Source organism: Actinacidiphila sp. DG2A-62 (assembly GCF_035825295.1).
Classification (GTDB): domain Bacteria; phylum Actinomycetota; class Actinomycetes; order Streptomycetales; family Streptomycetaceae; genus Actinacidiphila.
In genome coordinates this window covers 1,238,698-1,261,724 of record NZ_JAYMGI010000002.1, presented here as the reverse complement: position 1 = coordinate 1,261,724, position 23,027 = coordinate 1,238,698, and the positions used below count along the sequence as shown (strand labels likewise).

The 23,027-nt window shown below is 73.7% G+C and carries 12 protein-coding genes; all 12 read left to right on the top strand.

The features are described 5' to 3' along the window. Positions 1–114 precede the first annotated feature (114 nt). The gene (locus VSR01_RS05810; RefSeq protein ID WP_326448202.1) at positions 115–5,469 is read left to right on the top strand and encodes a non-ribosomal peptide synthetase; all 5,355 of its coding nucleotides are present in this window, start codon (positions 115–117) and stop codon (positions 5,467–5,469) included. Next, positions 5,466–8,465: a type I polyketide synthase gene (locus VSR01_RS05805; RefSeq protein WP_326448201.1), complete on the top strand. Its 3,000-nt coding sequence runs from the start codon at positions 5,466–5,468 to the stop codon at positions 8,463–8,465. The genes VSR01_RS05810 and VSR01_RS05805 overlap by 4 nt, the downstream gene beginning before the upstream one ends. After that, on the top strand, positions 8,392–9,849 hold the full coding sequence (locus VSR01_RS05800; RefSeq protein WP_326448200.1) for a beta-ketoacyl reductase: 1,458 nt from the start codon (positions 8,392–8,394) through the stop codon (positions 9,847–9,849). The genes VSR01_RS05805 and VSR01_RS05800 overlap by 74 nt, the downstream gene beginning before the upstream one ends. Beyond that, on the top strand, positions 9,849–12,266 hold the full coding sequence (locus VSR01_RS05795) for a lantibiotic dehydratase (protein WP_326448199.1): 2,418 nt from the start codon (positions 9,849–9,851) through the stop codon (positions 12,264–12,266). Before VSR01_RS05800 ends, VSR01_RS05795 begins: the two co-directional genes overlap by 1 nt. Positions 12,267–12,388: 122 nt before the next feature. Further along, positions 12,389–12,787 (top strand): VOC family protein, encoded by a 399-nt coding sequence (locus tag VSR01_RS05790; protein WP_326448198.1) that lies wholly within the window; start codon positions 12,389–12,391, stop codon positions 12,785–12,787. Positions 12,788–12,862: 75 nt separating this feature from the next. After that, the gene (locus VSR01_RS05785; protein ID WP_326448197.1) at positions 12,863–14,242 is read left to right on the top strand and encodes a hypothetical protein; all 1,380 of its coding nucleotides are present in this window, start codon (positions 12,863–12,865) and stop codon (positions 14,240–14,242) included. A 97-nt stretch (positions 14,243–14,339) separates the two neighbouring features. Beyond that, the gene (locus VSR01_RS05780; RefSeq protein ID WP_326448196.1) at positions 14,340–15,314 is read left to right on the top strand and encodes an NADP-dependent oxidoreductase; all 975 of its coding nucleotides are present in this window, start codon (positions 14,340–14,342) and stop codon (positions 15,312–15,314) included. 314 nt (positions 15,315–15,628) lie between these two features. Continuing rightward, a complete protein-coding gene (locus VSR01_RS05775) occupies positions 15,629–17,530 on the top strand; it encodes an ABC transporter ATP-binding protein (RefSeq protein ID WP_326448195.1) in 1,902 nt (633 codons plus the stop codon). After that, on the top strand, positions 17,527–19,311 hold the full coding sequence (locus VSR01_RS05770) for an ABC transporter ATP-binding protein (protein WP_326448194.1): 1,785 nt from the start codon (positions 17,527–17,529) through the stop codon (positions 19,309–19,311). The genes VSR01_RS05775 and VSR01_RS05770 overlap by 4 nt, the downstream gene beginning before the upstream one ends. Before the next feature lie 163 nt (positions 19,312–19,474). Next, a complete protein-coding gene (locus tag VSR01_RS05765; protein ID WP_326448193.1) occupies positions 19,475–20,995 on the top strand; it encodes a M28 family peptidase in 1,521 nt (506 codons plus the stop codon). Between the two features lie 222 nt (positions 20,996–21,217). Then, positions 21,218–21,556, top strand: coding sequence for a YciI family protein (locus VSR01_RS05760; protein ID WP_326448192.1), 339 nt, complete (start codon positions 21,218–21,220; stop codon positions 21,554–21,556). Then, complete coding sequence (locus VSR01_RS05755) at positions 21,553–22,797, top strand: RNA polymerase sigma factor (RefSeq protein WP_326448191.1); 1,245 nt, start codon at positions 21,553–21,555, stop codon at positions 22,795–22,797. The genes VSR01_RS05760 and VSR01_RS05755 overlap by 4 nt, the downstream gene beginning before the upstream one ends. The last annotated feature ends 230 nt before the right edge of the window (positions 22,798–23,027 follow it).

Below are 23,027 nucleotides of genomic sequence, written 5' to 3'. Positions count from 1 at the left end.
GTCCGCGCACGCGCGGCAGGAACCACAGCACGTCAGAAGCACTGGACGACGGGACAGGGGGAAGCCGAACATGCCCGCATCCACGCAGACGGCCCCGGCCGCACGGGGGGAGGCATGACCGGCGGGGCCGCGCCGCTGCGCGGACCCCGCGTCTCCCACCCGGCGCCGCACGGCATCCCCGGACTGGTCCGCGTCCAGCGGCTGCGGACCCCCGGCGCGGTGGCGTGCTCCGACCCGCACCGGTCCCTGACCTACGCCGAACTCGACCTGCTCAGCGACGCCGCGGCTGCCTCGATCCTGCGCGCCACCGGTGGCCGCCGCGGCGCGGTGGTGTTACGGATGCCCCAGCAGAGCGACCTGCTGGTCGCCCTGCTCGGGGTGCTCAAGGCCGGTTGCCACTACGTGCCTGTCGCCACCGACGAGCCGGACTCCCGGGTCGCGGTGATGATGGACGTGGTCCGGCCGCTGTGCGCCGTCGTGACCGCGGATCAGAAGGCGGCGGCGCCGGCCGGTCTGCCGGTGGTCGTGGTGCCGCGAGACGTGGCGAGAGGAGACCGCGAGCCGGACGTCGGGCCGCTGCGGCCGGTGGCGGCGGACGACCCGGTGTACGCGCTGTTCACCTCGGGCTCCACCGGCACCCCCAAGGCCGTGCTGGTCGGCGCGGCCGCCCTCAGCAACCGGATCCTGTGGATGGCGCGGGAGTTCGGTCTCGACGCGGGGGACCGGGTGCTGCAGAAGACCCCCTACACCTTCGACGTCGCGGGCTGGGAGTTCTTCCTGCCGCTGGTCACCGGCGCGCGGTGCGTCTTCGCGCCGGTCGACGCCCACTACGACGCCCGCGAGATCGCCTCGGTGATCAGCGGGGAGCAGATCTCCGTCTGCCATTTCGTGCCGACCATGCTGGAGTCGTACCTGCGGCTCGCCCCGGTCGAGCGCAACACCTCGCTGCGGCTGGTGTTCTGCAGCGGGGAACAGCTCCCCTCGGCGCTCGCCGCCCGGTTCTCCGCACGGCTCGGCGCCGAGCTGCACAACCTCTACGGGCCCACCGAGGCGGCCATCGACGTCACCCACTGGCCGGTGCCGCGGGACATCGCACCCCACGACCCCATGGCCATCGGCAGGCCCATCGACAACGTCGACCTGCGCGTCCTCGGCGGCGACGGCGAGCCGGTGGCCGAGGGACAGGCCGGGGAACTGTGGATCGGCGGCGTCCAGGCGGCCCTGGGGTACGTGTCCCGCCCCGATCTGACCGAAGCCGCGTTCACGGTGCGCGACGGCGTGCGCTGGTACCGCACCGGCGATCTCGTCACCGTCCGGGACGGCCTGCTCCACTACCTCGGCCGCGCCGACGCCCAGTTGAAGATCCGCGGCGTGCGGATCGAGCCCGGCGAGGTCGAGGCAGTCCTGGAAACCCACCCCGCGGTCGGCCGCGCCACCGTCGTCCCGGTCCCGTCACCGGACGGCTCGGGCCCGGAGCTGGTCGCGGTCACGGTGCGAGCGGCGGATGAGGGGGACGCGCCCGGCCGCACGGAGCCGGGGGAGGCCGGTATCGGGTCCGGGGACGCCGGGTCCGAGGCGGCCGACCACGAGGTCCTCGGCTTCGTCGGGGAGCGCCTGCCGCGGACGTACGTGCCGCGGGCCCTGTGCTGGGTCGACCGGCTGCCGCTGACCTCCTCCGGCAAGGCGGACCGGCGGCGGATCGCCCAACTGGCCGCGCAGTGGTGGGAGTCGACGGCCTTGCGCGACGCCGACGCGACCGACCACGGCTCGGCCGACGCCCCGACCGGTGCGGCGGCCCCCGACCGCGCGGACGCCGACGACCGGGCGCCGGACGAGCTGGCGCGCGCCTGGTGGCGCGTGCTGCCCACCGCGCCCGGCGCGCGCCGCGACGACCTCGGCTTCCTGAGCCTCGGCGGCCACTCGCTGGCCGCCGCCACACTGCTGGCCAGGGTCGCGGAACTCCACACCGTCGACATCCCGCTCGCCGCCCTGCTGCGCGACAACGTCTCCCTGGCGGGGCTGCGTTCGTTGGTGACGGAGGGCGTGAGGGCGAGGGGCGCGGCCGGTGGCGGGGGCGGCGGCGTCGCGCATGACCGCGCGCAGGACGGCGCACCCGCCGGGTCGGCCGCGACGCCCGTGGCTGCCTCGCCCCGCACGCCGCGCGACCGCAGCCCGCTGACGCCCGCCCAGGAACCGCTGTGGCTGCTCAACCGCGCCCTGGCCGACGACTCGGGCAGCAACGTCGTCGGGGCGCTGGCCGTGCCCGCCGCACTCGCCCCCGCGGCGCTGCGCTCCGCCCTTGACGACGTGCTGGCCCGGCACGACCTGCTGCGGGCCGCCGTCCGCGTCCAGGACGGGACGCCGCACTGGTCCTACGCCCCGCACGCCGCGGGCCGCCTGGTGAGCCGGCAGGCCGTGGGAGCGCTGGACCAGGACATGTCCGGCGGCTTCGTCGCGGAGATCGCGCGGACACCCGTCCCGCTGGACCGGCCGCCGCTGATGACCGCCGGACTGCTGCGCGGCGCGGGGGAGTCGGTGCTCGCGCTGTCGCTGCACCACCTGGTCGCCGACCAGCGCGGCCTGGAACTCGTCCTCGCCGACATCGCCTTCGCGTACACCGCCCGTTCGGCCGGCGCGGTCCCCAAGTGGCCCGCCGAAGCGCCCAGCTTCGCCGACTTCGCGCACGGGCGCGCGGCCGCCGTCGGGTCGCCGGCCTGGCAGGCGGACCTGGCCCACTGGCAGGAGCTGCTGGACGACGCACCGGTCCGCACGGCGCTTCCGTTCCGGCTGAGCGGCCCGCAAGCCCCCACGCTGGCGGGGCGCCGCTTCACAGCGGCGCTCGGCGCGAGGACGAGTCGGCGGATCGACGCCCTGCTCGCCCGCGACGGCCACACCCGGGCCACCTACTTCCTCGCCTGCGTGGCCTCGGTGATCGCCGCGTGGTCCGGTGAGCAGACCGTCGCCATCGGGATGCCGGTGAGCCGGCGGGTACGGCCGCAGGAGGCCGAACTCGCCGGGCTCGTGCTCGGCACCGTCCCGTTGTGGCTCACCGCGGGCGAACAGTCCGACCGGGACGCCCTGTTGCGGCATGTGCGGGATCGCGCGCTGGAGGCGCTCGACCATCTCACGCCCACCTTCCAGGCGATCGTGCGCCAGTTGGGCCTGCCGCCGTCCCCGCGGGACAACCCGCTGTTCCAGGTGTGGGTGAACGACCTGAGCCGGATCGGTCCTCCCCCCGCCTTCGTCGGCGTCCCCGCGCGATGGCTCGACGTGGCCCCGCCCGCCGCGCTGTTCGACCTCAACTTCTACCTCCGCGAGGGCGACGACGGTCTGCGCCTGGAACTGGTGTGCCGTGACGATCTCTACGACGACGCGGTCGCCCGGGAACTGCTGCGCCAGGTCGCGGACACCGCCGCGGCGTTCGCCGACGAGACCGAGGCGCCCGGGCTGCCGCTGTCCGGCCTGGCCGGCGCCGCGTCCGCGGCGGCCCGGACGACGGCAGCGGCCGAGCCCGGGTTCGCGGCCACCCCCGTACCTGCCCCCGTACCCGCCCCCGCACCGGTGCCCGCGGTCCTCGCCATGGTCCGCGCGGCCGCGGCGCGCCGACCGGACGCCGTCGCGGTGTCCGTCGCGGGCGCCGTGTCCACCCAGGGCGCGGGCCGGGCAGGTCGCGTCCGCACCTACGCCCAGCTCCTAGCGGACGTCGCGCGGACGGCCGGCGCGCTGGCGGCGGCCGGAGCCGGGCCGCAGGACGTGGTGGAGCTGCGGGCCGGGCGGACCGCGGACCTGCCGGCCGCGCTGCTGGGCGCCTGGGCGGCGGGAGCCGCCGTCGCGGTCACCGACGGCGGGCTGCCGCCCGCGGTGCTCGACGAGCAGCGGCGGTTGCTCCGGCCCGCCGTCGTCCTGACGACCGGCCGCGGTGAGCCGCCCGCCCCGGTGACCGATCCGGTGCCGCGCCCGCTGCCCGGCGTCGGGCACGTGCTGTTCACCTCAGGCACCTCGGGCCGCCCGGCCGCGGTGAAGGTGCCGCCCGAGGCGCTGGCCGGCACTTTGGACTGGTACGTGCGGACGTACGGTTTCTCCGCGGCGGACCGGGTCGTGATGGCGGGCGGCCTCGGACACGACCCGCTGCTGCGCGACATCCTCGCCCCGCTGACGGTGGGCGGCAGGGTCGTCGTGCCGCCCGAGGACGTCTTCTCCGCGCCCGACCGGCTGTTCGCGCTGCTGCGCGACGAGCGCGTCACGGTCCTGCACGCCACCCCCGCTCTGCTGGAGCTGATCCTCGCGGGCCGCCCCCGGCCGGACTCCTTGCCGAGTGGCGGCACCGGCGGCGGATCCGGTCGTGGCCCCGGTGAAGCCCCGGGCGGCGGGCCCGGCACGGACCGGCTGGACGACCTCCGCCTGGTCGTGAGCGGCGGCGCCCCGCTGACCGCGGGGCTGGTGCGGGAGCTGCGCACGGTCACCGCCGCGCGCGTGGTCAACGCGTACGGCGCGACCGAGACCCCGCAGCTCGCCTCCGTCCACGAGGCGGCCGCCGCGGGCGGGTCACCGCCGGCCGGCCTGCCGGACGCCGCGGCGCTGCCCGTCGGCACGGGGGCGGGCGACGCCGAACTCCTGGTGCTGCGTCCGGACGGGACGCCCGCGCCCGTGGGGCACGCCGGTGAGATCGTGGTGCGCTCACCGCACCTGGCCGCCGGGTACCTGGACGGCAGTGGCAGGACCGGTGGTTTCACCGTCGACGGCGCGTTCCGAACCGGGGACCGCGGCCGGCGCGACCCGTCGGGCGCCGTGGTGCCCGACGGTCGGCTGGACCGCCAGGTCTCGCTGGACGGCCACCGCCTGGACCCCGAACAGGTCGAGCGCGCGGCGCTCGGGCACCCCGGCGTCCACCGGGCGCTGGCCCGGCTGATCCCGACCCCGGCGGGCTCCGCGCTCTCGCTGTCGGTCGTCGCACGGCCCGGCGGGGACCCGCTCGACATCGCCGACCTGCGCGGCCATCTGCGCCGCCACCTGCCGCGCTGGGCGGTCCCGACCGAACTGCGGGTGGTCGACGACGTCGAGCCCGGCCGGCGGCGCAAGGCGGCCGGACCGCACCCGGCGATCCCGTCCCCGCGCGCCCCTCGCGACGCGTCCCGCGCGGAGCAACTGGCCGACCAGATCGCGGGGTTGCTGCGCTCGGTCACGGGCGCCGACGTGCCGCGCGGAGAGAACTTCTTCGACGCGGGACTGACCTCGATGACCCTGGTCCGGCTGCACGCGCTGCTGTCCGAGCGGCTGGCCACCGACTTCCCGGTCACCGCGATGTTCGAGCACCCCAACCTGACGGCGCTGGCCCGCTTCCTGGCGGACGGGCCGCCCCCGGTTCCGCCACGGGAGGTCAGGTACCAGCCGCAGGCCGGCGAAGGAGCACACCAGCGGCGGCAGTTGCGCCAACGCATCCGACGAGATCTCGATCGAGGGCAGGCATGAGCAATCTGGCAGGGCATGAACCCATCGCCGTCATCGGGATGGCCGGCCGTTTCCCCGGCGCCGCCGACCTCGGCCGCTACTGGGCCAATCTGCACGACGGCGTCGCATCCATCTCGTTCCCCTCGGACGACGAACTGCGGGCCGCCGGCGTCCCGGCCGCCGCGCTCGCCGACGACCACTACGTCAAGGCACTGGCCACCGCACCCGACGTCGACGCCTTCGACGCGGAGTTCTTCGGCCTGACGCCGCGCGAGGCACGGATCTGCGACCCGCAGATCCGGCTGTTCCTCGAATGCGCCCACGCGACGCTGGAGAACGCCGGCTACGACGTGGAACAGCTCACCGACGTCGGGGTGTTCGGCTCGTCGGGCGCCGGGCGCTATCTCGACCTGGTACGGCGCAGCGAGGGTCTCGGTCCGCTCAGCAAGTCGGGGATGTCGCTGACCACGTGGAACTCCACCGACTACCTGACCTCCCTGGTCTCCTACAAACTGGGGCTGAACGGCCCCAGCCTCAATGTCGCGACGGCCTGCTCCAGTTCGCTGGTGGCTGTGCACCTCGCCGCCGCGTCGCTGCGCGCCGGTGAGTGCGAACTCGCCCTGGCCGGGGGGGTGGAGGTCGAGTTGCCGCTCGGCCACGGCTACTGGTGGGAGCCGGGCGGCACGCTCAGCCGCGATGGGCACTGCCGCCCCTTCGACAAGGCCGCCTCCGGCACCGTGTACTCCACCGGGGTCGGGATGGTCGCCCTCAAGAGGCTGTCCGACGCCCTGGCCGACGGCGACCGCGTCCGCGCGGTGATCCGCGCCACCGCGGTGAACAACGACGGTGGGGAGAAGGCCGGTTTCGCCGCGCCCAGCGTCTCCGGCCAGTCCGCCGCGGTCGCCGAGGCCATGGCCCTGGCCGACGTGACACCGCGCGACGTGGCCATGCTGGAGGCGCACGCCACCGGCACGGTGCTCGGCGACCCGATCGAGGTGGCCGCGCTCAAGGCGGCCTACGCATACCTCGGCGGGGGCGAGCCCGGCGGCACCGCGCTCACCTCGGTCAAGGGCAACATCGGGCACACCGTGCACGCCTCCGGCGTGGCCTCCCTCATCAAGGTCGTGCTGTCGCTGGAGAACGAGGTCATCCCGCCGAACGTCGGCTACCAGGACGCCAATCCCGCCCTCGGCATCGAGGACTCGCCGTTCCGGGTGCCTACCGTGGCCACCCCGTGGCCCCGCACCGCAGGGCGCTCCCGGATCGCCGCGGTGAACTCCTACGGCGTCGGCGGCACCAACGCGCACGCCGTCGTCGAGGCGGCGCCCGCCCCCGTGCCCGCCGCCCCGGCTCAGGACCGGCCGCGCGTGGTGGTGTGGTCGGCGCGCACCCCGCAGGCCGCCGACCGCTACCGCGAGAGCCTGGCCGAGCACTTCGCCGGGCCCGGCGCGCGGACCTTCACCGGCAGCGTCGCCACCTTGCAGCGCGGCCGCACCCCGTACGAGCACCGCGGCGCTGTCGTCGCGTTGGGGCCGCAGGAGGCCGTGTCGCTGCTCCAGGACCCGAGGTCCGCCGCACACTTCAGCACCCCGGCCCCCGGCGAGCGGAGCCGGATCGCGTTCCTCTTCCCCGGCATGGGCGTCCAGCAGGTCGGGGTGGCCCTCGACCTGTACGAGCGCTCGCCCGCCTACGCCGCCGCCTTCGACGCGTGCCTCGACCTCTTCGAGGCGCAGGGCGTGCCGCTGCGCGCGCTGTGGCGGGACGGCGACGAGGAGCGGATCAACGCCCCCGGCGCCTCCCAGCCGCTGATCTTCGCCGTCGAGCACGCGCTGGCCCAGACCTGGCAGTCATGGGGGATCACGCCTTCGGCGGTGCTCGGCCACAGCCTCGGCGAGATCACCGCGGCCACCGTCGCCGGGGTCTTCACCCTGGAGGACGCGGTCCGCGCGGTCGCCACGCGGTCCCGCGCGCTCCAGAACACCCCGCCGGGCGGCATGCTCGCGGTCGCCGCGTCCGCCGGTGACGTCGAGCCGTTCCTCACCGGCGGCGTACGCCTCGCGGTGGTCAACGGCCCCCGCCAGGTCGTCGTCGCCGGTCCCGCGGACGAACTCGACGAAACCGTCGCGGAGTTGCGGCGCGCCGGGCTCGCAAGCCGCCCGCTGCGCACCACCCACGCCTCCCACGCGCCCGTCGCGGGCTCCGCGGTACCGGTGTTCCAGGAGGTACTGCGCGGCATGCGGCTGTCCGCACCCACCGTCGACTTCTACTCGGCGGCCCGCGGCCGCAAGGTCGGCGCCGCGGAGGTCACCGATCCGGGCTTCTGGTCGCGCCAGCTTGTGGAGCCGGTGGCCTTCGCGGACGCCCTCGACGCGCTCACCGCCGCCGAGGAACGGCACGTGCTGGTCGAGGCGGGCCCCGGTCGGGCGCTGACCGTGGTCGCGCGCCAGCACCCGACGGTCGCCGAGGGCCTGGCACGTGGTGCTGCCGACGCTCGCCCAGCGCAGGACCGACCCGCTGGCCGACGTACGCTCCGCGCTGGCCGCGGTCGCCGCGTTGTGGACCGAGGGCCACACGGTGGACTGGGCCGTGGTCGAGGACCTCGCCGAGGTCGAGCGCACGCCGGTCCCCGGCTACCCGTTCGAGCGCGACCGCCACTGGGTCGACGCGGCTCTCCCCGGCGAGGAGGGCGACACCTCGGGCGCCGCCTCCTCGCCGTACAGCGTGCTCGGCTGGCAGGAGCGGCACCGCCGCCCGGCGCCGGCCGCGGACGGCGGCGCGCTCGCCGTCGCCCTGCTCCCGCAGGACGAGGACCGGGCGCGGACCGTCACCGACGCGCTGGCCGAGGCAGGGTTCGGCGTGGTCGCCCTGCGGCCCGGAGCACAGTACGCGGAGGGCGAGGCCGGCTTCACCGTCCGCACCGGCGAACCGTGGGATCTGGCACGGGTGTTCAGGACGCTGAGGGAACGCGGCGACGCGCCCGCGCTGCTCGTCCACGCGGGCACGCTGACCGGCCCTGACGACGGCGACACCCCGGCGGGCGACGATCTGGCGGGGCAACTGGCGGCCGGCTTCGCGGCCGCCTCCGAGCTGGTCCGCCAGGCGTCCCGCGCCTCGGCCGGCGGACCGCGCCCCGACCTGCTGGTGATCTCCGAGCGGGCCGTCGACGTCAGCGGGCACGACCCGCTGCGGCCCGCCAACTCCGCGCTGACCGCGCTGGTCAGGACGCTGCCGGCGGAGGACGTGGTGGCGCACGCCCGGCTGGTCGACCTGGGGGACTTCGTGGCCGCCCGCGACCTCGCCGAGGAAGTGCGCGACCGCGCCGGCGATCCGCTCGTCGCGCTGCGCGGCGACCGGCGCTGGGTGCCCGTGGAACGCCCGCTCGCCCTCACGCCTGGCACCGACGCCCCGCTGCGCGAGGGCGGCGTCTACCTCGTCACCGGCGGCACCGGAGGTCTCGGCGGCGTCGTGGCGAAGGCGCTGGCGGGGACCGGGCAGCGGCCGGTGCTGATCCTCACCGGCCGCAAGGCCACGCCGCACCCCGAACTCCTCGCCGAACTGGCCGAGTCGGGCGCGACGGCGGAGATCGCCGCATGCGACGTCGTCGACCGGACGGCGCTGACCGCCCTCCTCGACGACGTGACCCGCCGGCACGGCCCGGTGAACGGCGTCTTCCACCTGGCCGGCGTGGCGGGCAGCGGCATGGTCGCGTTCACCTCGACCGCCAAGGCCGCCGCGGCCTTCGAGCCCAAGGCGCACGGCGCGGTCGCGCTGGCCCGCGCGTTCGCCGGCCGCCCGCCGCTCGACCTGTTCGTCGCCTTCTCCAGCCGCTCCGTCCTGGAGGGCGTGGCCGGTGGCGCCGACTACGCCGCTGCCAACGCGGTGCTCGACGCGCTGGTCCGCTCCGGCGTGCCGACCGCGGAGCGGCTGCTCACCGTGGACTGGCCGCGCTGGAAGGACGTCGGCATGGGCGTGCCCGTCGACCCGGGCGCGGGCCTCGACCCCGAGCGCGGCGGAGCCCTGCTGCTGGAACTGCTCGCCGCCCGCACGCCCCGGCAGGTCGCCGTCCGGCACTTCGCCGACGGGCGCCCCACTGCGGCGCACCCGGCCGCGCGCGCCCGGACAGCACCCGCGCCGCGCCCCGCCCCGGTGGCCGCCGCGCACGGCGGCGCCGGGCCCGCGACCACCGCGGACCGCCTCGGCGCGCTGTGGACGGCGCTGCTCGGGCGCACCGAGATCACGCACGACGCGGACTTCTTCGACCTGGGCGGCAACTCGCTGACCGCGGTGGAGCTGATGTCCCGGGTGCGCGACGAGTTCGGGGTCGACCTCGGCATCGTCGTGCTCTTCGACCACCCCACTCTGGAGGCCCTGGCCGACCAGATCGACCGGCGGGAGGCGTGATGGGCACGCAGGAGACGGACGCACAGGCGGAGCGGGCCCCGGCACCGGACGCCCGGCCGGGCCCGGACAGACCCGGGCCCCGCGGCGGTGAACGGGAGCAGGGCGCCCATCTGGTCCCGCTGACCGGAACCGGCTGGGCGACCTGGCGGGACGTGGTGCTGCGCGGCACCGGCTTCCCCGCCGAGCGCGTCCAGGTGCTGACCGACCCCGCGCTGGCAGCGGCCGCCGACGCCGCGGCCGGCGACCCCGCGCTGCTGGACGCCTACCGGGAGGAGTACGCGGCCGCCACCGGCCGGCTCTCCGCGGCCGTGCGGACCGTGGCGCAGGACCCCCGGTTCCGCGAGGCGGTCGCCTGGCAGAACCCGAAGCTGGTCAAGCTGTGCCTCGACAAGCTCGCCGCGGGCGAGCCGCGCAACGTCCGCGGCCGCAACCACGAGCTGACGGCCGCCAGCTACCTCCAGCGCTACAGTCTGAAGAACGACACCATCGGCTTCGTCGGACCGGTCGGCTGGGCCCGCTGGACCGACGAGGGCAGCCCGCTGGAGCTACGGGTCGGGGACGAGTTCCTGGCCCGCCGCACCGTCTACTTCGAGATCTGGGCGATCGACGCGGTCGCCCGTACGCTGTCCGCCGACCCCGAGGTGCGACCCTGGCTGGTGCCCCGGCTGTTCGCCGCACACCAGCTGGAGGGCTCCACCCTCCAGATCCCCGGGCGGGCGCCGGTGGCGCTGACGCCCGCGGAGGCCGAGGTGCTCTCGCTGGTCGACGGCGTCCGCTGCGTCCAGGACGTGGCCGCCGAGATGACCTGGTCGGAGTTTCCCGAACTCGGCGAGCCCGCCGCCCTGCTGGCGACGTACGACGACCTGGTCGGGCGCGGGCTGCTGCGGCTGGACCTGGTCGGCGCCATCGAGGCGTTCCCCGAGCGGACCCTGATCAGGCGACTGGAGCGGATCAAGGACCCCGAGGCCCGCGAACGGGCCCTCGGCGTCGTCGGCCGACTGGTCGACGCCAGGGACCGGGTCGCCGCCTCGGCGGGCGACGACGTGGCGCTGGAGGCCGCGCTGTCCGCGCTGGCCGAGACCTTCCACGACATCACCGGCCTGGACGCGGAACGCCGCGCCGGGCTCACCTACGCCGGCCGCACGCTGGTGTACGAGGACACCGTCCGCGGCGTCCGAGTCGACCTCGGCCCGGAGTTGCGCGAGGAACTCGGCCGCCCGCTCGCCCTGCTGCTGGACAGCGCCCGCTGGCTGGTCGCCGAGATCGGCGAGGAGTACGACCGGCTGTTCCGCGAACTCTACGAGCGCCGGGTCGCCCAGTCCGGCAACCCGGTCGTGCCGCTCGCCGCGATCCTCAGCCTGGCCACCCCGCACCTGTTCTTCAACACGCGGGCGCTGTCCAAACCGGTGCGGCGCGCCGTCGACGAGTTCCAGCGCCGCTGGGCCGCGGTCCTGCAACTCCCTCATCAGGACGCCCGGGAGGTGCAGCGGAGCAGCGCCGAACTCGCCGACCGGGTCGCGGAGTTCTTCCCGCCGCGGCCGGTCCCGTGGGTCACCGCCATCCACCACTCGCCGGACTTCATGCTCGCCGCCGCGGACGAGGCGGCCGTCGCCCGCGGCGACTTCCTGCTCGTCCTGGGCGAGCTGCACCTGTCCTTCAACACCATGGAAAGCCGGGTCTTCGTGCAGCAGCACGACGATCCGCCGTCGATGCTCGCCGCGGCCGAGACCGACCTCGGCGACCGGCGGATCTACGGCATCCCGTCCCGCGAGACGCCCGGCGTCAGCTCGCGGGTCTCGCCGCCGTCCGCGCTGCTGTCGCCCGGGTACACCTACTGGACGATCCACCCGGAGTCCGTGCTGCCGCCCGGGCCGATCATGCCGGCCGCCGACCTGGAGGTGCTCCGCGAGGGCGATCGGCTGATCGCCCGGTCCCGCACCGGCTCGTTCCGCGCGCCGCTGTCGAAGATGTTCGGCGAACCGCTGGCGGCCGCGGCGGTCAACGCGTTCAAGCCGGTCTCCCGTGGCGCGCACAGCCCGCGGATCACCGTCGACCGGCTGGTGATCGCCCGCGAGTCGTGGAGCTTCCCGGCCGCGGAGGTCGTCTGGGCAGCGGTCAAGGACGAGTCCGAGCGCTTCCTCGCGGCCCGGAGCTGGCGCATCGAGCACGGCTTGCCGGAACGCGCCTTCTACAAGGTCCCGGTGGAGGACAAGCCGACCTTTGTGGACTTCGGCAGCCTGGTCTACGTGAACATCGTGGCCAAGTCGATCCGCCGGTCAGCGGAGGAGAACGGCTCGGTGAGCCTCACAGAGATGCTCCCCGACCGTGACGAACTGTGGCTGAAGGACGCAGAGGGCGCCCGCTACACCTCCGAGCTGCGGATCCTGACCGTCGACCGGGCGGCGGAGGAAGCCTGATCCGCCGACCGGGCGGACGAGTTGGCAGCGGGGTGTCCAGCGCGCGGGTCCCCGTTCGTCGTAGGGGTCGTAGGGCAAGCAGGCACAAGCAGGCACAAGCACAGCACATCGGAGGAGCGCACGTGATCAAGGCACTGAGCGAGATCGAGGTCATCACCCTGTTCGTCGAGGACCTCCCCGCGACGAAGACCTTCTACACGGAGGTCTTCGGCCTGGAGGTGGTCTACGAGGACGACGAGTCCGCGGTCGTGAAGCTGAACAACCTGATGATCAATCTGCTGGATGTGTCGGAGGCGCACGGGCTCATCGCGCCGGCCAGCGTCGCCGGACCGGGGACGGGCGCCCGCGCTCTGCTGACGATCAACGTGAAGGACGCGAACGCCGTCGCCGCGGAGCTGGAGCAGCACGGCGTGAAGCTGATCAACGGCCCCGTGGACCAGCCCTGGGGCCGGCGCACCGCGGCCTTCGCCGACCCGGCGGGCAACGTCTGGGAGATCGCGCAGGAGATCGCGCAGGACTGATCCGCCCCGCAGTCGGCCGATCCGACGCAAGCCTTTAGCCGCCCGCAGTCTCCCGAGAGATCGAGGACCCCGCAGATGTCTGAAGTTGTCGAGCTCATCGTTCCCAACAGCGCCGAATACCACCTGCGCAACCCGGCGCTGAACCTCACCGGTGACGAGCGGGAGCGCGTGGTGCGCTTCAGCGGCACGTACGAGTGCGAGCACGCGGTCTTCTGGACCGACAATCCGCGGGTGATGGTTCTGCCCCTCGGCTGGAACGAGCAGTGGTACGCCGACATCCACCGGGAGCTGGGTCTGACCCCCGCCCCGGTGGTGTCGCCGGCCATGCGCACCGGCCTGCTGGTGGAGGACCTGCTCAAGGACGGCGAGGCGCAGTACGAGCTGCGCAACCACCTGTCCGGCCACGACACCGTGCGGCTGCTGATCGTCGGCCCGACCCCGGAGACCTATCTGCTCGCGGCGATGCTGCGCGGCTGGGGTCTGACGGTCGAGCTCGACCACCTCCCTGAGGACGACTACTGGGCCAGCCTCTACCTGGACTCCAAGGTCAGCGCCCTCGACCTGGCCCGGCAGCTGCCGGACATCCGGGTCGCGCAGGGCATGGTGGTCGGCAACTGGGTCGAACTGCGCGGCGCCCTGCGGGCGATGACCGCCCGGCACGGCCGGGTGATCGCCCGCACCCTGTTCGGCGTCGCGGGCGACGGCTCCGCGGTCGTCTCCGACACCCCCGGCAGCGTCGAGGAGTTCCTCGACAACGCCTCCCGTGACTCCTTCTTCGCCTTCCCCATCCTCATCCAGCAGTTCGTCGAGCACGCCGAGGGCATCGGCTGCCCGGCCGCGGACATCCTGGTCGGCGAGGACGGCGTCGAGGACGTCGTGTGGTGCACGCTGACCGTCGAGCACGGCTACTCCTTCCGCAGCGTGGACGTCGGCCAGGGCGCGCTGCCCCCAGTGTGGGGCGAGCGGCTCACCAAGACGGCGCGCGAACTGGGCGAGGCGGCGCACAAGCTGGGCTACCGCGGCTGGATGTGCTGCGACTGCGTGGCCGGCGCCGACGACCAGCTCTACGTCACCGAGATCAACGCCCGCCGCAGCGGCTCGCTGCACGCGGGCGGCCTGCTGCGGATGTGGGGCGCGGAGAAGGAACTCACCCTGTCCGCGCACTTCATGATGCCGGTCGCGGACGGGACCACGTACGAGGACCACATCCGGCCGGTGTTCGAGCGGCTGTGGAAGTCCGGGGTGCGGGCGTACCCGACCAGCGTGCGGGCGCTGCCGTGGCCCGACCCGATCATCGCGGTGATCGCGGCGGCGCCGACCGCCGAGGAGGCCCGGCAGATCGTGGCCGGGATCCAGCAGGGCATCCACGAGCTGGCCGGGGCGCCGTCCCCCAAGCACCCCTTCGCCGGCGGCGCTCCCGAGCCCGTCGAGGTGCCGGTGCCCAGCGGCGCCTGAGGCCCGCCGCAGCAGGCAGACACGTACCACGCAGGACGCATGACGCACCGCGAACAGCGCACCGCGTAGAACGCACCGCCGCGAAGGAGACGTTGCCGTGAGACGTAGTCGTGAAGTGCACCTGGTGTCGCGCCCGACCGGGAAGCTGCCCGCGCCGGGCGACACGAAGATGGTCGAGGTGCCGGTGCCGGCCCCGCGCCCCGGCCAGGTCGTCGTGCGCAACCTGTTCATGTCCATCGACCCCGGTCTGCTGCTGCGGATGAACGACCTCAGCAAGGTCGACATCCCCGACTACCAGCCGGGCGAGCCGATGTGGTGCGACGCGATCGGCGAGGTCGTCGAGACGGCGGACGACGGTCTGGACGTCGGCGACATCGTGTGGCACCGCTTCGGCTTCCGCGACTACGCGGTCGAAGCGGCCGCGGAGTTCCGCCGCGTCGACCCCGACCGCTACCCCTCGCTGACCCACCACCTGTGCTTCGGGCTGACCGCGTACGTCGGTACGCACGTCGCGCAGATCCAGCAGGGCGACACCTTCTGGGTGTCGAGCGCGGCCGGGGGAGTGGGCACCATGGCCGGGCAGATCGCCCGGCTGCGCGGCGCCACCCGGGTGATCGGCTCGGCGGGCACACCCGAGAAGGCCGCCTATCTGCGCGACACGCTCGGCTTCGACGTGGCGTTCGACTACCACGACGGCATCCGACAGCACCTGGACGGCCTCGACGTGTACTTCGACAACGTCGGCGGCTCCCACCTGGAGGCGGCCATCGACGCGCTGAAGCCGCACGGCCGGATCGTCATGGGCGGCGGCATGCAGGAGATCAGGACCGGCGTGCCGCGGGGACCCGCCAACATCCTGGCCGTGATCGGCAAGCGGCTGAGCCTGCTCGGCTTCTACACGTTCGACCACACCGACCTGTTCCCGGAGTTCGATGAGCAGTTCCCCCGCTGGGTCCGCTCCGGCGAGGTGGTCGTCGCCGAGACCATCGTCGACGGGCTGGAGAACGGCGTCACGGCCGCGGTGAACCTGCTCAACGGCGTCTACACCGGGAAGGTTGTGCTCCGCATCTGACCGTCCGGTGTCCATCCGGCGGACCGCGGTTCGTCGATGCAGCAACGCAAGCGGTCCGGCCGCCGCCACGGCCGGCTCCGCGAACCCGAACGACCCTGCGACGACGCGGTGGTGCAGTGACCATGACGGTGATGCGGAGGCACGGAGGACCGATGACACACGATCTGGAACGCGGCGGAGCCGCCCCGTACCGCGACCCCGGCCGCCGCCCGGACCGCGACCGTGGGCGCGGGCCCGAAGGACGTGTGCGGTGACGCCCCGCGAGGAACGCAGCGTGCCAGGCCCAACTGGCCCTGGCACGCGTCGACATCACCGTGCTCACCCGGCGCGCCGGCGCCCCGCTGATCGCCCTCGACGTGTTCGTGAACGTCCTGCTGGGCGCGCTGCCCGTGGTGTTCGTCGTCGCCGCGGCCGTGGTGCTCGGCCGGGTACCCGCCGCCGTCGACGGGGGACTGGGTTCGCACGCCTGGGACTCGCTGCTGCACGCCTTCTTCGTCGCCGCGGGGGCCTTCATCGGCCAGCAGATCGTCGCGCCGGTCCGCGAGTCGGTCGGCGAACTGGTCGCCCGGCAGGTCGACGGCCGGGTGATCGACGACGTGATGGCCGCGGCGACCAGCACCACCGGCGTCGGGCCGCTGGAGGACCCGCGGGTCATCGAGGACCTGCGCACCGCGGCCCGCGAGCTGGAGACCTGGGTGCAGAGCCCCGGCCAGGCGTGCGCGGGACAGCTCGCGCTCCTCGGCCGCTACACCCAGCTCGCCGGGTACGCGGGCGTGGTCGGTGCGGTGTTCTCCTGGCTGGCCGCGGCCGGGCTCGTCGTCGCGGTGATGCTCTTCCGTTACGGCCTGCGCGGCGGCCTGCGCAAGTACGCCGACGTCCGCTTCCAACTCGACGGCGCCGAGCTGAAGAACGACTACCTGAGGGCGCTGACCATCGACGCCGAAGCCGCCAAGGAGATCAGGGTCTTCGGCCTGATCGACTGGCTCCGCGAGCTGTGGCGGCGGAACTATCTGGAGTGGCTGGAACCGCTGTGGGCGGCCCGCAGGCGCATCTACCTGTGGCCGTTCGTGTGGTTCACCGCCTGGGGCATGGCCGTCACCGCGTCGGTGATGGCGCTCGTCGGCCACGCCGCCGCCGACAGCGGCTCGGACCTCACCCTCACCGACTTCGTCATGGTGATCACCGCCGCGCTCAGCGCGCTGAGCCTCGGCGAGTTCTACCGCGAGTCCGACCTGCCGACCGCGGTCGGCATGCACGCCTACGACGCGGTGCGCCGCTTCTTCTCCGGTATGGCCGGCGGCGAGCCGGACGCTGCGCGGACCGTGGAGGACTCCCGCGGAGCCGCGCAGGACGGCGCCGACACCGAGGTGCCGGAGCCGACGGGGACCATCCGCTTCGACAAGGTCAGCTTCCACTACCCGGGCCAGCAGCGGATGATCCTCGACGAGCTGGACCTCACCCTGCCGATCGGCCGGTGCACGGCCCTGGTCGGGGTGAACGGCGCGGGCAAGACGACGCTGGTGAAGCTGCTCGCCCGGCTCCACGAGCCGACCTCCGGCGCGATCCTGCTCGACGGTGTCGACATCCGCACGTATCCGGTCGAGGCGTGGCGGGCCAAACTCGGGGTGATCTTCCAGGACTTCGCCCGATACGAGGTGTCCGCCGCCGACAACGTCGCCTTCGGGTCGGTGGCCCACGTCGACGACCGCGAGGGCGTGCGTGCGGTCATCGAGGCGGTCGGCCTCGACGAGGTGCTCGACGGCCTGCCGCGCGGCATGGACACCCCGCTGGCCCGCCACCTGGACGGCGGCGCGGACCTGTCCGGCGGCCAGTGGCAGCGGATCGCGCTGGCCCGCGCCCTGTTCGCGCTGCGCCACGGATCGCCGGTGCTGGTGCTGGACGAGCCGACCGCGAGCCTGGACGTCCGCGCCGAGGCCGGGTTCTTCAAGGAGTTCACCGACATCGCCCGCGGCGCCACGACGCTGCTGATCTCGCACCGGTTCTCCACCGTCCGGCAGGCCGACCTGATCGTCGTGCTGGAGAACGGCAAGGTCACCGAGCACGGCAGCCACGAGGAACTGCTGGCCGCCGAGGGCCGCTACGCCCACCTGTTCAGGCTCCAGGCGGACCGCTTCACCGACTCCGGCGACGATCCCGAGGGCGGCGCGGACGGCGCGCCAGCACAGAACGAAGAGACCGTGGAGAGGGCGCTGTGAAGGAGACGCTGAACGGCTCGTGGCGGCTGCTGAAGATCGCCTGGAAGGTCGACTGGCGCAAGGCGCTGACCGCGATCGTGCTGATGATGGCCGGCGCGGTGGCGGCACCGCTGCTCGCCGCGTTCCTCGGCCTGATGACCGACGCGGTCGTCGACGGCCACTCCGGCGACGCGGCCGGGTACGGCGTGGTGGTCGCCGTGCTGGCGATCGTCACCCTGTCCTTCGGGAACTTCGCCCACGTCGCCTACTTCGAACTCGCCGAACTCGCCGAACTCGACTTCGTCGAGGACCTGATGACCCTGTCCAACGGTTCGGAGGGCATCGAGCACCACGAGCGGTCCGACTACGCCGACATGGTGACCGTGCTCGGCCCGGAGAGCAGGCGCTTCCCCAACGCCTTCCAGGCGCTGTTCGCCACCTTCGGGCTGATCCTCGCGGTGATCTTCACCGCGGTGCTGCTGGCCCGGCTGGACCCGCTCCTGCTGCTGCTCCCGGTTGCCGCGGTACCCCCGCTGCTGGCCGGACGCAAGGCCGAGCAGATCAACGATCAGGCGAGGACCGACACCGCGGAGTCCACCCGGATCGCGCTGAACCTCTTCCGGCTGGCCTCCTCCGCGCGCTACGCGGGCGAACTGCGGGTGTTCCAGATGAGCGGCGAGCTGCGCCGCCGCCACGCCGAGCTGTGGGCCGACACCAGCCGCGGGCTGTGGCGGGCCAACAACAAGGCCGCCCTGGTCAGGGCCGGCGGGCAGATGATCTTCGGCCTGGCGTACATGGGCGCGATGATCCTGGTGATCCGCGAGGCCATCACCGGCCACCACAGCGTCGGCGACGTGGTGCTGGTGATCTCGCTGGCCACCCAGGTCAACCGGCAGGTCGCCTCCGCGGTCAGCCTGCTGAGCGACCTTCAGCGGATGGCGGGCACGCTCCGCCGCATGGACACCGTGCGCGACCTGGTGGCCGTCGAGGAGACGCTGCCGGTGGACCGCACCCCCGAGGAGCGGCTGTCGCAGGGCATCGAGCTGCAGAACGTCGCCTTCACCTACCCCGGCACCACCACCCAGGTGCTCAGTGACGTCTCGCTCACCCTGCCGGCCGGCGCCACGGTCGCCATCGTGGGGGAGAACGGCGCCGGCAAGAGCACCCTGGTCAAGTTGCTGTGCGGGCTCTACCGGCCGTCCGCGGGCCGCATTCTGGTCGACGGCGCCGACCTGCGCCGGCTGCCCGCCGAGCAGTGGCGACAGCGGATCGCGGCGGGCTTCCAGGACTTCGTGCGCTACGAGCTGACCGCGGGCAGCACCGTCGGGCTCGGCGACCTGCCGCGCATCGACGACGCGCCTGCCGTGACCACCGCGCTGGAACGCGCCCATGCCACCGACCTCATCGAGCAGTTGGAGTCGGGCCTCGACACCCAGCTCGGTACCAGTTACACCGAGGGCGCGGAACTATCCGGCGGCCAGTGGCAGAAGCTGGCCCTCGGCCGCGCCCTGATGCGCGAGACGCCGCTGCTGCTGGTGCTCGACGAGCCGACCTCGGCGCTGGACCCGGAGGCCGAGCACCACCTGTTCGAGCGGTATGCGGAGCAGGCCCGCCAGGTCCGCGAGACCACCGGCGCGATCACCCTGTTCGTCTCGCACCGCTTCTCCACGGTCCGCATGGCCGACGTGATCGTCGTCGTCAAGGACGGCCGGATCGTGGAGACCGGCGACCACCAGACCCTCGTCCAGAGCGGCGGCCTGTACGCGGAGCTTTTCGAGCTCCAGGCCCTCGCCTACAAGTAGACCGGCGCGGCCGGAAGGACCCGCTCGCACCACCGCACCACCGGGGGACCACTCCACCGCACGACCGCACCACACGGCGCGCATTCCGCCTCACGGCGGGGTGCGCGCCGTCCGGCTGTAGGGCCCATGTTGCACCAGATGCCAGAAGACGAAAGAGGGGACCATGCGAAGACGCTTCGCGATGCTCGTCACCACGGCTACCGTTGCCGCGGTCGCAATGACCGCACAGCCCGCCGCCACCGCGGCCACCGCCGCGCACGCCCACGGCGTGCCGGCCTTCGTCGCCGCAAAGGCACTGGCCAGGAGCGTCACCTCCCGCGCAGTCATGGCTCACGAGCGGGCGCTGGCACGCATAGCCGACCACAACGACGAGGTGCGCGCCTCCGGCACGCCCGGATTCGAGGCCGCGGCCCGCTACGTGGAGGGGACGCTGCGCGACGCGGGGTACTCGGTGAAGGAGCAGGGCTTCACCTTCCCGTTCTACGACGAGCTCGCCCCGCCGGTGGTCGACGAGGTGTCCCCGGCGCCGGTCGCCTTCACCACCACGACGTTCGCGTACTCCGGCAGCGGTGACGTGACCGGTCCGCTGGTCCCGACCACCAACGTCATGGTCCCGCCCGCGCCGACGCCCAGCTCCAGTTCCGGGTGCGACGTGGCGGACTTCCCGCCGGTCGGCAGCGGGGAGCGGCCGATCGCGCTCGTGCAGCGCGGCACCTGCGCCTTCGAGACCAAGGTGCTCAACGCCCAAGCGGCCGGTTATGCCGCGGTGGTCATCTTCAACGAGGGTCAGCCGGGCCGCGACCAGGCCGAGGGCGGGACCGTCGGCGAGACCGCCGCCGTCCCGGTCGTGGGGATGCTCAGCTACGCCGACGGGGCCGCGCTGTACAACGCGGCCAAGTCCGGGCCGGTCACCCTGCACGTGCGGACCAGCACGCGGAACAACCCGAACGCGACCACCGAGAACATCATCGCCGAGAGCAAGGGCGGCGACCCGCGGCACGTGCTGCTGGTGCACGCCCCGCTGGACGCCCTGCCGACCGGCCCCGGCATCAACGAGGACGGCAGCGGGGTCGCGGCCGCCCTGGAGATCGCCGAGCAGATCCACCGGCTGCACCTGAACCCGCGGTACAAGATCCGGTTCGTCTTCTTCGGCGCCGAGGAGACCCGGGCGGTGCGCGACCCCGACACCGGCCAGATCGGGCTCCAGGGGTCGTACCACTACGCGCAGTCGCTCAGCGCGGCCGACCTGGGCCGCATCTACGCGGGCATCGACCTGGACTCGATCGGCTCGCCGAACTACGTCCGGTTCGTCTTCAACGGCGACGGCCCTCCCGGATCGGTGCAGATCCAGCAGCTGTTCAACGACTGGTTCCAGGCACGGGGACTGGCGACCGAGCCGATCGAGCCGACCACGTTCGACGGCGCCTCGCTCGGTCCGCTGATCGACGCCGGCGTGCCGACCGGCGGCCTGTTCGGCGGCGCCGCCGACCTCAAGACACCGCAGGAGGCCGCCACATACGGGGGAACCGCGGGGGTGTCCTATGACGCCTGCTTCCACGCGGCGTGCGACGACATCCACAACCTGAACCCCAAGGCGCTCTCGGAGTTCAGCACCGCGGCGGCCGACGTCATCTGGCGGCTCGCCGCCGAGGGCCTGCCGCCGACCGGCCCCACCGCGCCCTAGCCACCCGTCGCCGGTGGCCCCCGGCGGCCGATGCCCGGCGGCCCGGCGCGGCCCGTCCGGTCCGTGATGTCCTTTCCACGACGGCCCGTTCGTCGTGCTGTCAGGCGGATACGGAACGGGTCCCACCGGGCCGCCGGGTTTCACGTCATCACCGGACGACGACGGGCGCCGCACCGTAGGATCAGCACTGCCGTGCACGGGCCCGACTGGAGGTACGAAGCGATGAAGTTCATGCTCTTCGTCTGCGTGGACAAAGCTGTCTACGACCGCGAGCCCCAGGAGCCGGTCGAGCCCGACGAACCGATGCCGTGGGCCGACGAACTGGACGCCGCCGGCATCCGGCTGCACGGGGACGAGCTGCGACCGTACCGGGACGCCACCACGGTACGCGTCCGCGGCGGCGAAGTGCTGCTCGCCGACGGGCCGTTCGCGGAGACCAAGGAAGTCATCGCGGGCTACGACATCATCGACTGCGCCGACGTCAAGGAGGCGATCGAGATCGCCGCCCGGCACCCGGTGGCCCTCACCGGCCGGATCGAGATCCGCCCGTTCCGCGGGTGAACGTCGAGGCGGCCGTCGCGGACACCTTCCGGACCGAGTGGGCCCGGGTGGTGGCGACGCTGATCCGCACCACCGGCGACTGGGACCTGGCCGAGGAGTGTACGCAGGACGCGTTCACCCAGGCCCTGGCCCGGTGGCCGGGAGACGGCGTGCCGGCCCGGCCGGGCGCCTGGATCGTCACGACCGCCCGCAACCGGGCGATCGACAAGCTGCGGCGGCGCAGCGTCGAGACGGCCAAGCTCCGTCAGATCGCGCTGGACCTGCGGCACGACCAAGAGGTGCTGCCGGACGACCCCGAGGACATCGAGGACGACCGTCTCCGGCTGATGTTCACCTGCTGCCACCCCGCGCTGCCGCTGCCCTCCCGGGTGGCGCTGACGCTGCGCACACTCGCCGGGCTGACCACCGCGGAGATCGCCCGCGCGAGCCTGGTCTCCGAACAGACCATGGCCAAGCGCCTGGTGCGCGGCAAGGAGAAGATCCGACACAGCCAGATCCCCTTCCGGGTGCCGCCGGCCGATCTGCTGCCCGAACGGCTGCCCGGCGTGCTCGCGGTGCTCTACCTGCTGTTCAACGAGGGCTACACCGCGACCACCGGCGCCGATCTGCTGCGGCCCGACCTGTGCGCCGAGGCGATCCGGCTGGTGCGGCTGCTCGCCCGGCTCATGCCCGACCAGCCCGAAGTGCTGGGCCTGAACGCGCTCATGCTGCTGCACCACGCCCGGCGCGACGCCCGGATCAACGGCGCCGGGGAGCTCGTCCCGCTCGCCGACCAGGACCGCTCGTCCTGGCAGCGCGACGAGATCGAGGAGGGCATCGCCGTCCTGGAGTCCGCACTGGACCGCGCCGACGTCGGCCCGTACCAGCTCCAGGCCACCATCGCGGCCTGCCACGCCACCGCCACTTCGGAGGCGGACACCGACTGGGCGGCGATCGCCCATCTCTACCGCAGGCTGGCCGAGGTCATGCCGTCGCCGGTGGTGGAGCTGAACCGCGCGGTGGCCATCGCCATGGCGGAGGGTCCGGCGGTCGGCCTCGCCCTCGTCGACGAGCTGTCCGCCGCCTGCAAGCTCGACGGCTACCACCTGCTGCCCGCGGTCCGCGCGGATCTGCTGCGCCGGCTGAGCCGCTGGAACGAGGCCGCCCAGGCGTACCGGAACGCTCTTGACCTCGCCGCGACCGACACCGAGCGCAAGTACCTCGCACGTCGCCTGGCCGAGATCGGCGCGACCGCCCGCTGACCGGTCGCTGACCGGTCGCTTTCCGATGCCTGAAGCAGAAAGCGTTCTCGTGCGGAACCCTGCGTCCGCTGCCTTCACCCCTTGAGCTCGGTGCGGCCGGGCGTGCGGTCCAGCGCCGCCGGAGCGAGGGCGCGCAGCGACGCCCGGGCCGTCGGCCGCTCTCCCGGCGCCGCGGCGAGGTGTGCGCACCCCCTAGGCATACCGACTGGTCGGTACTACCCTCTGCCCAC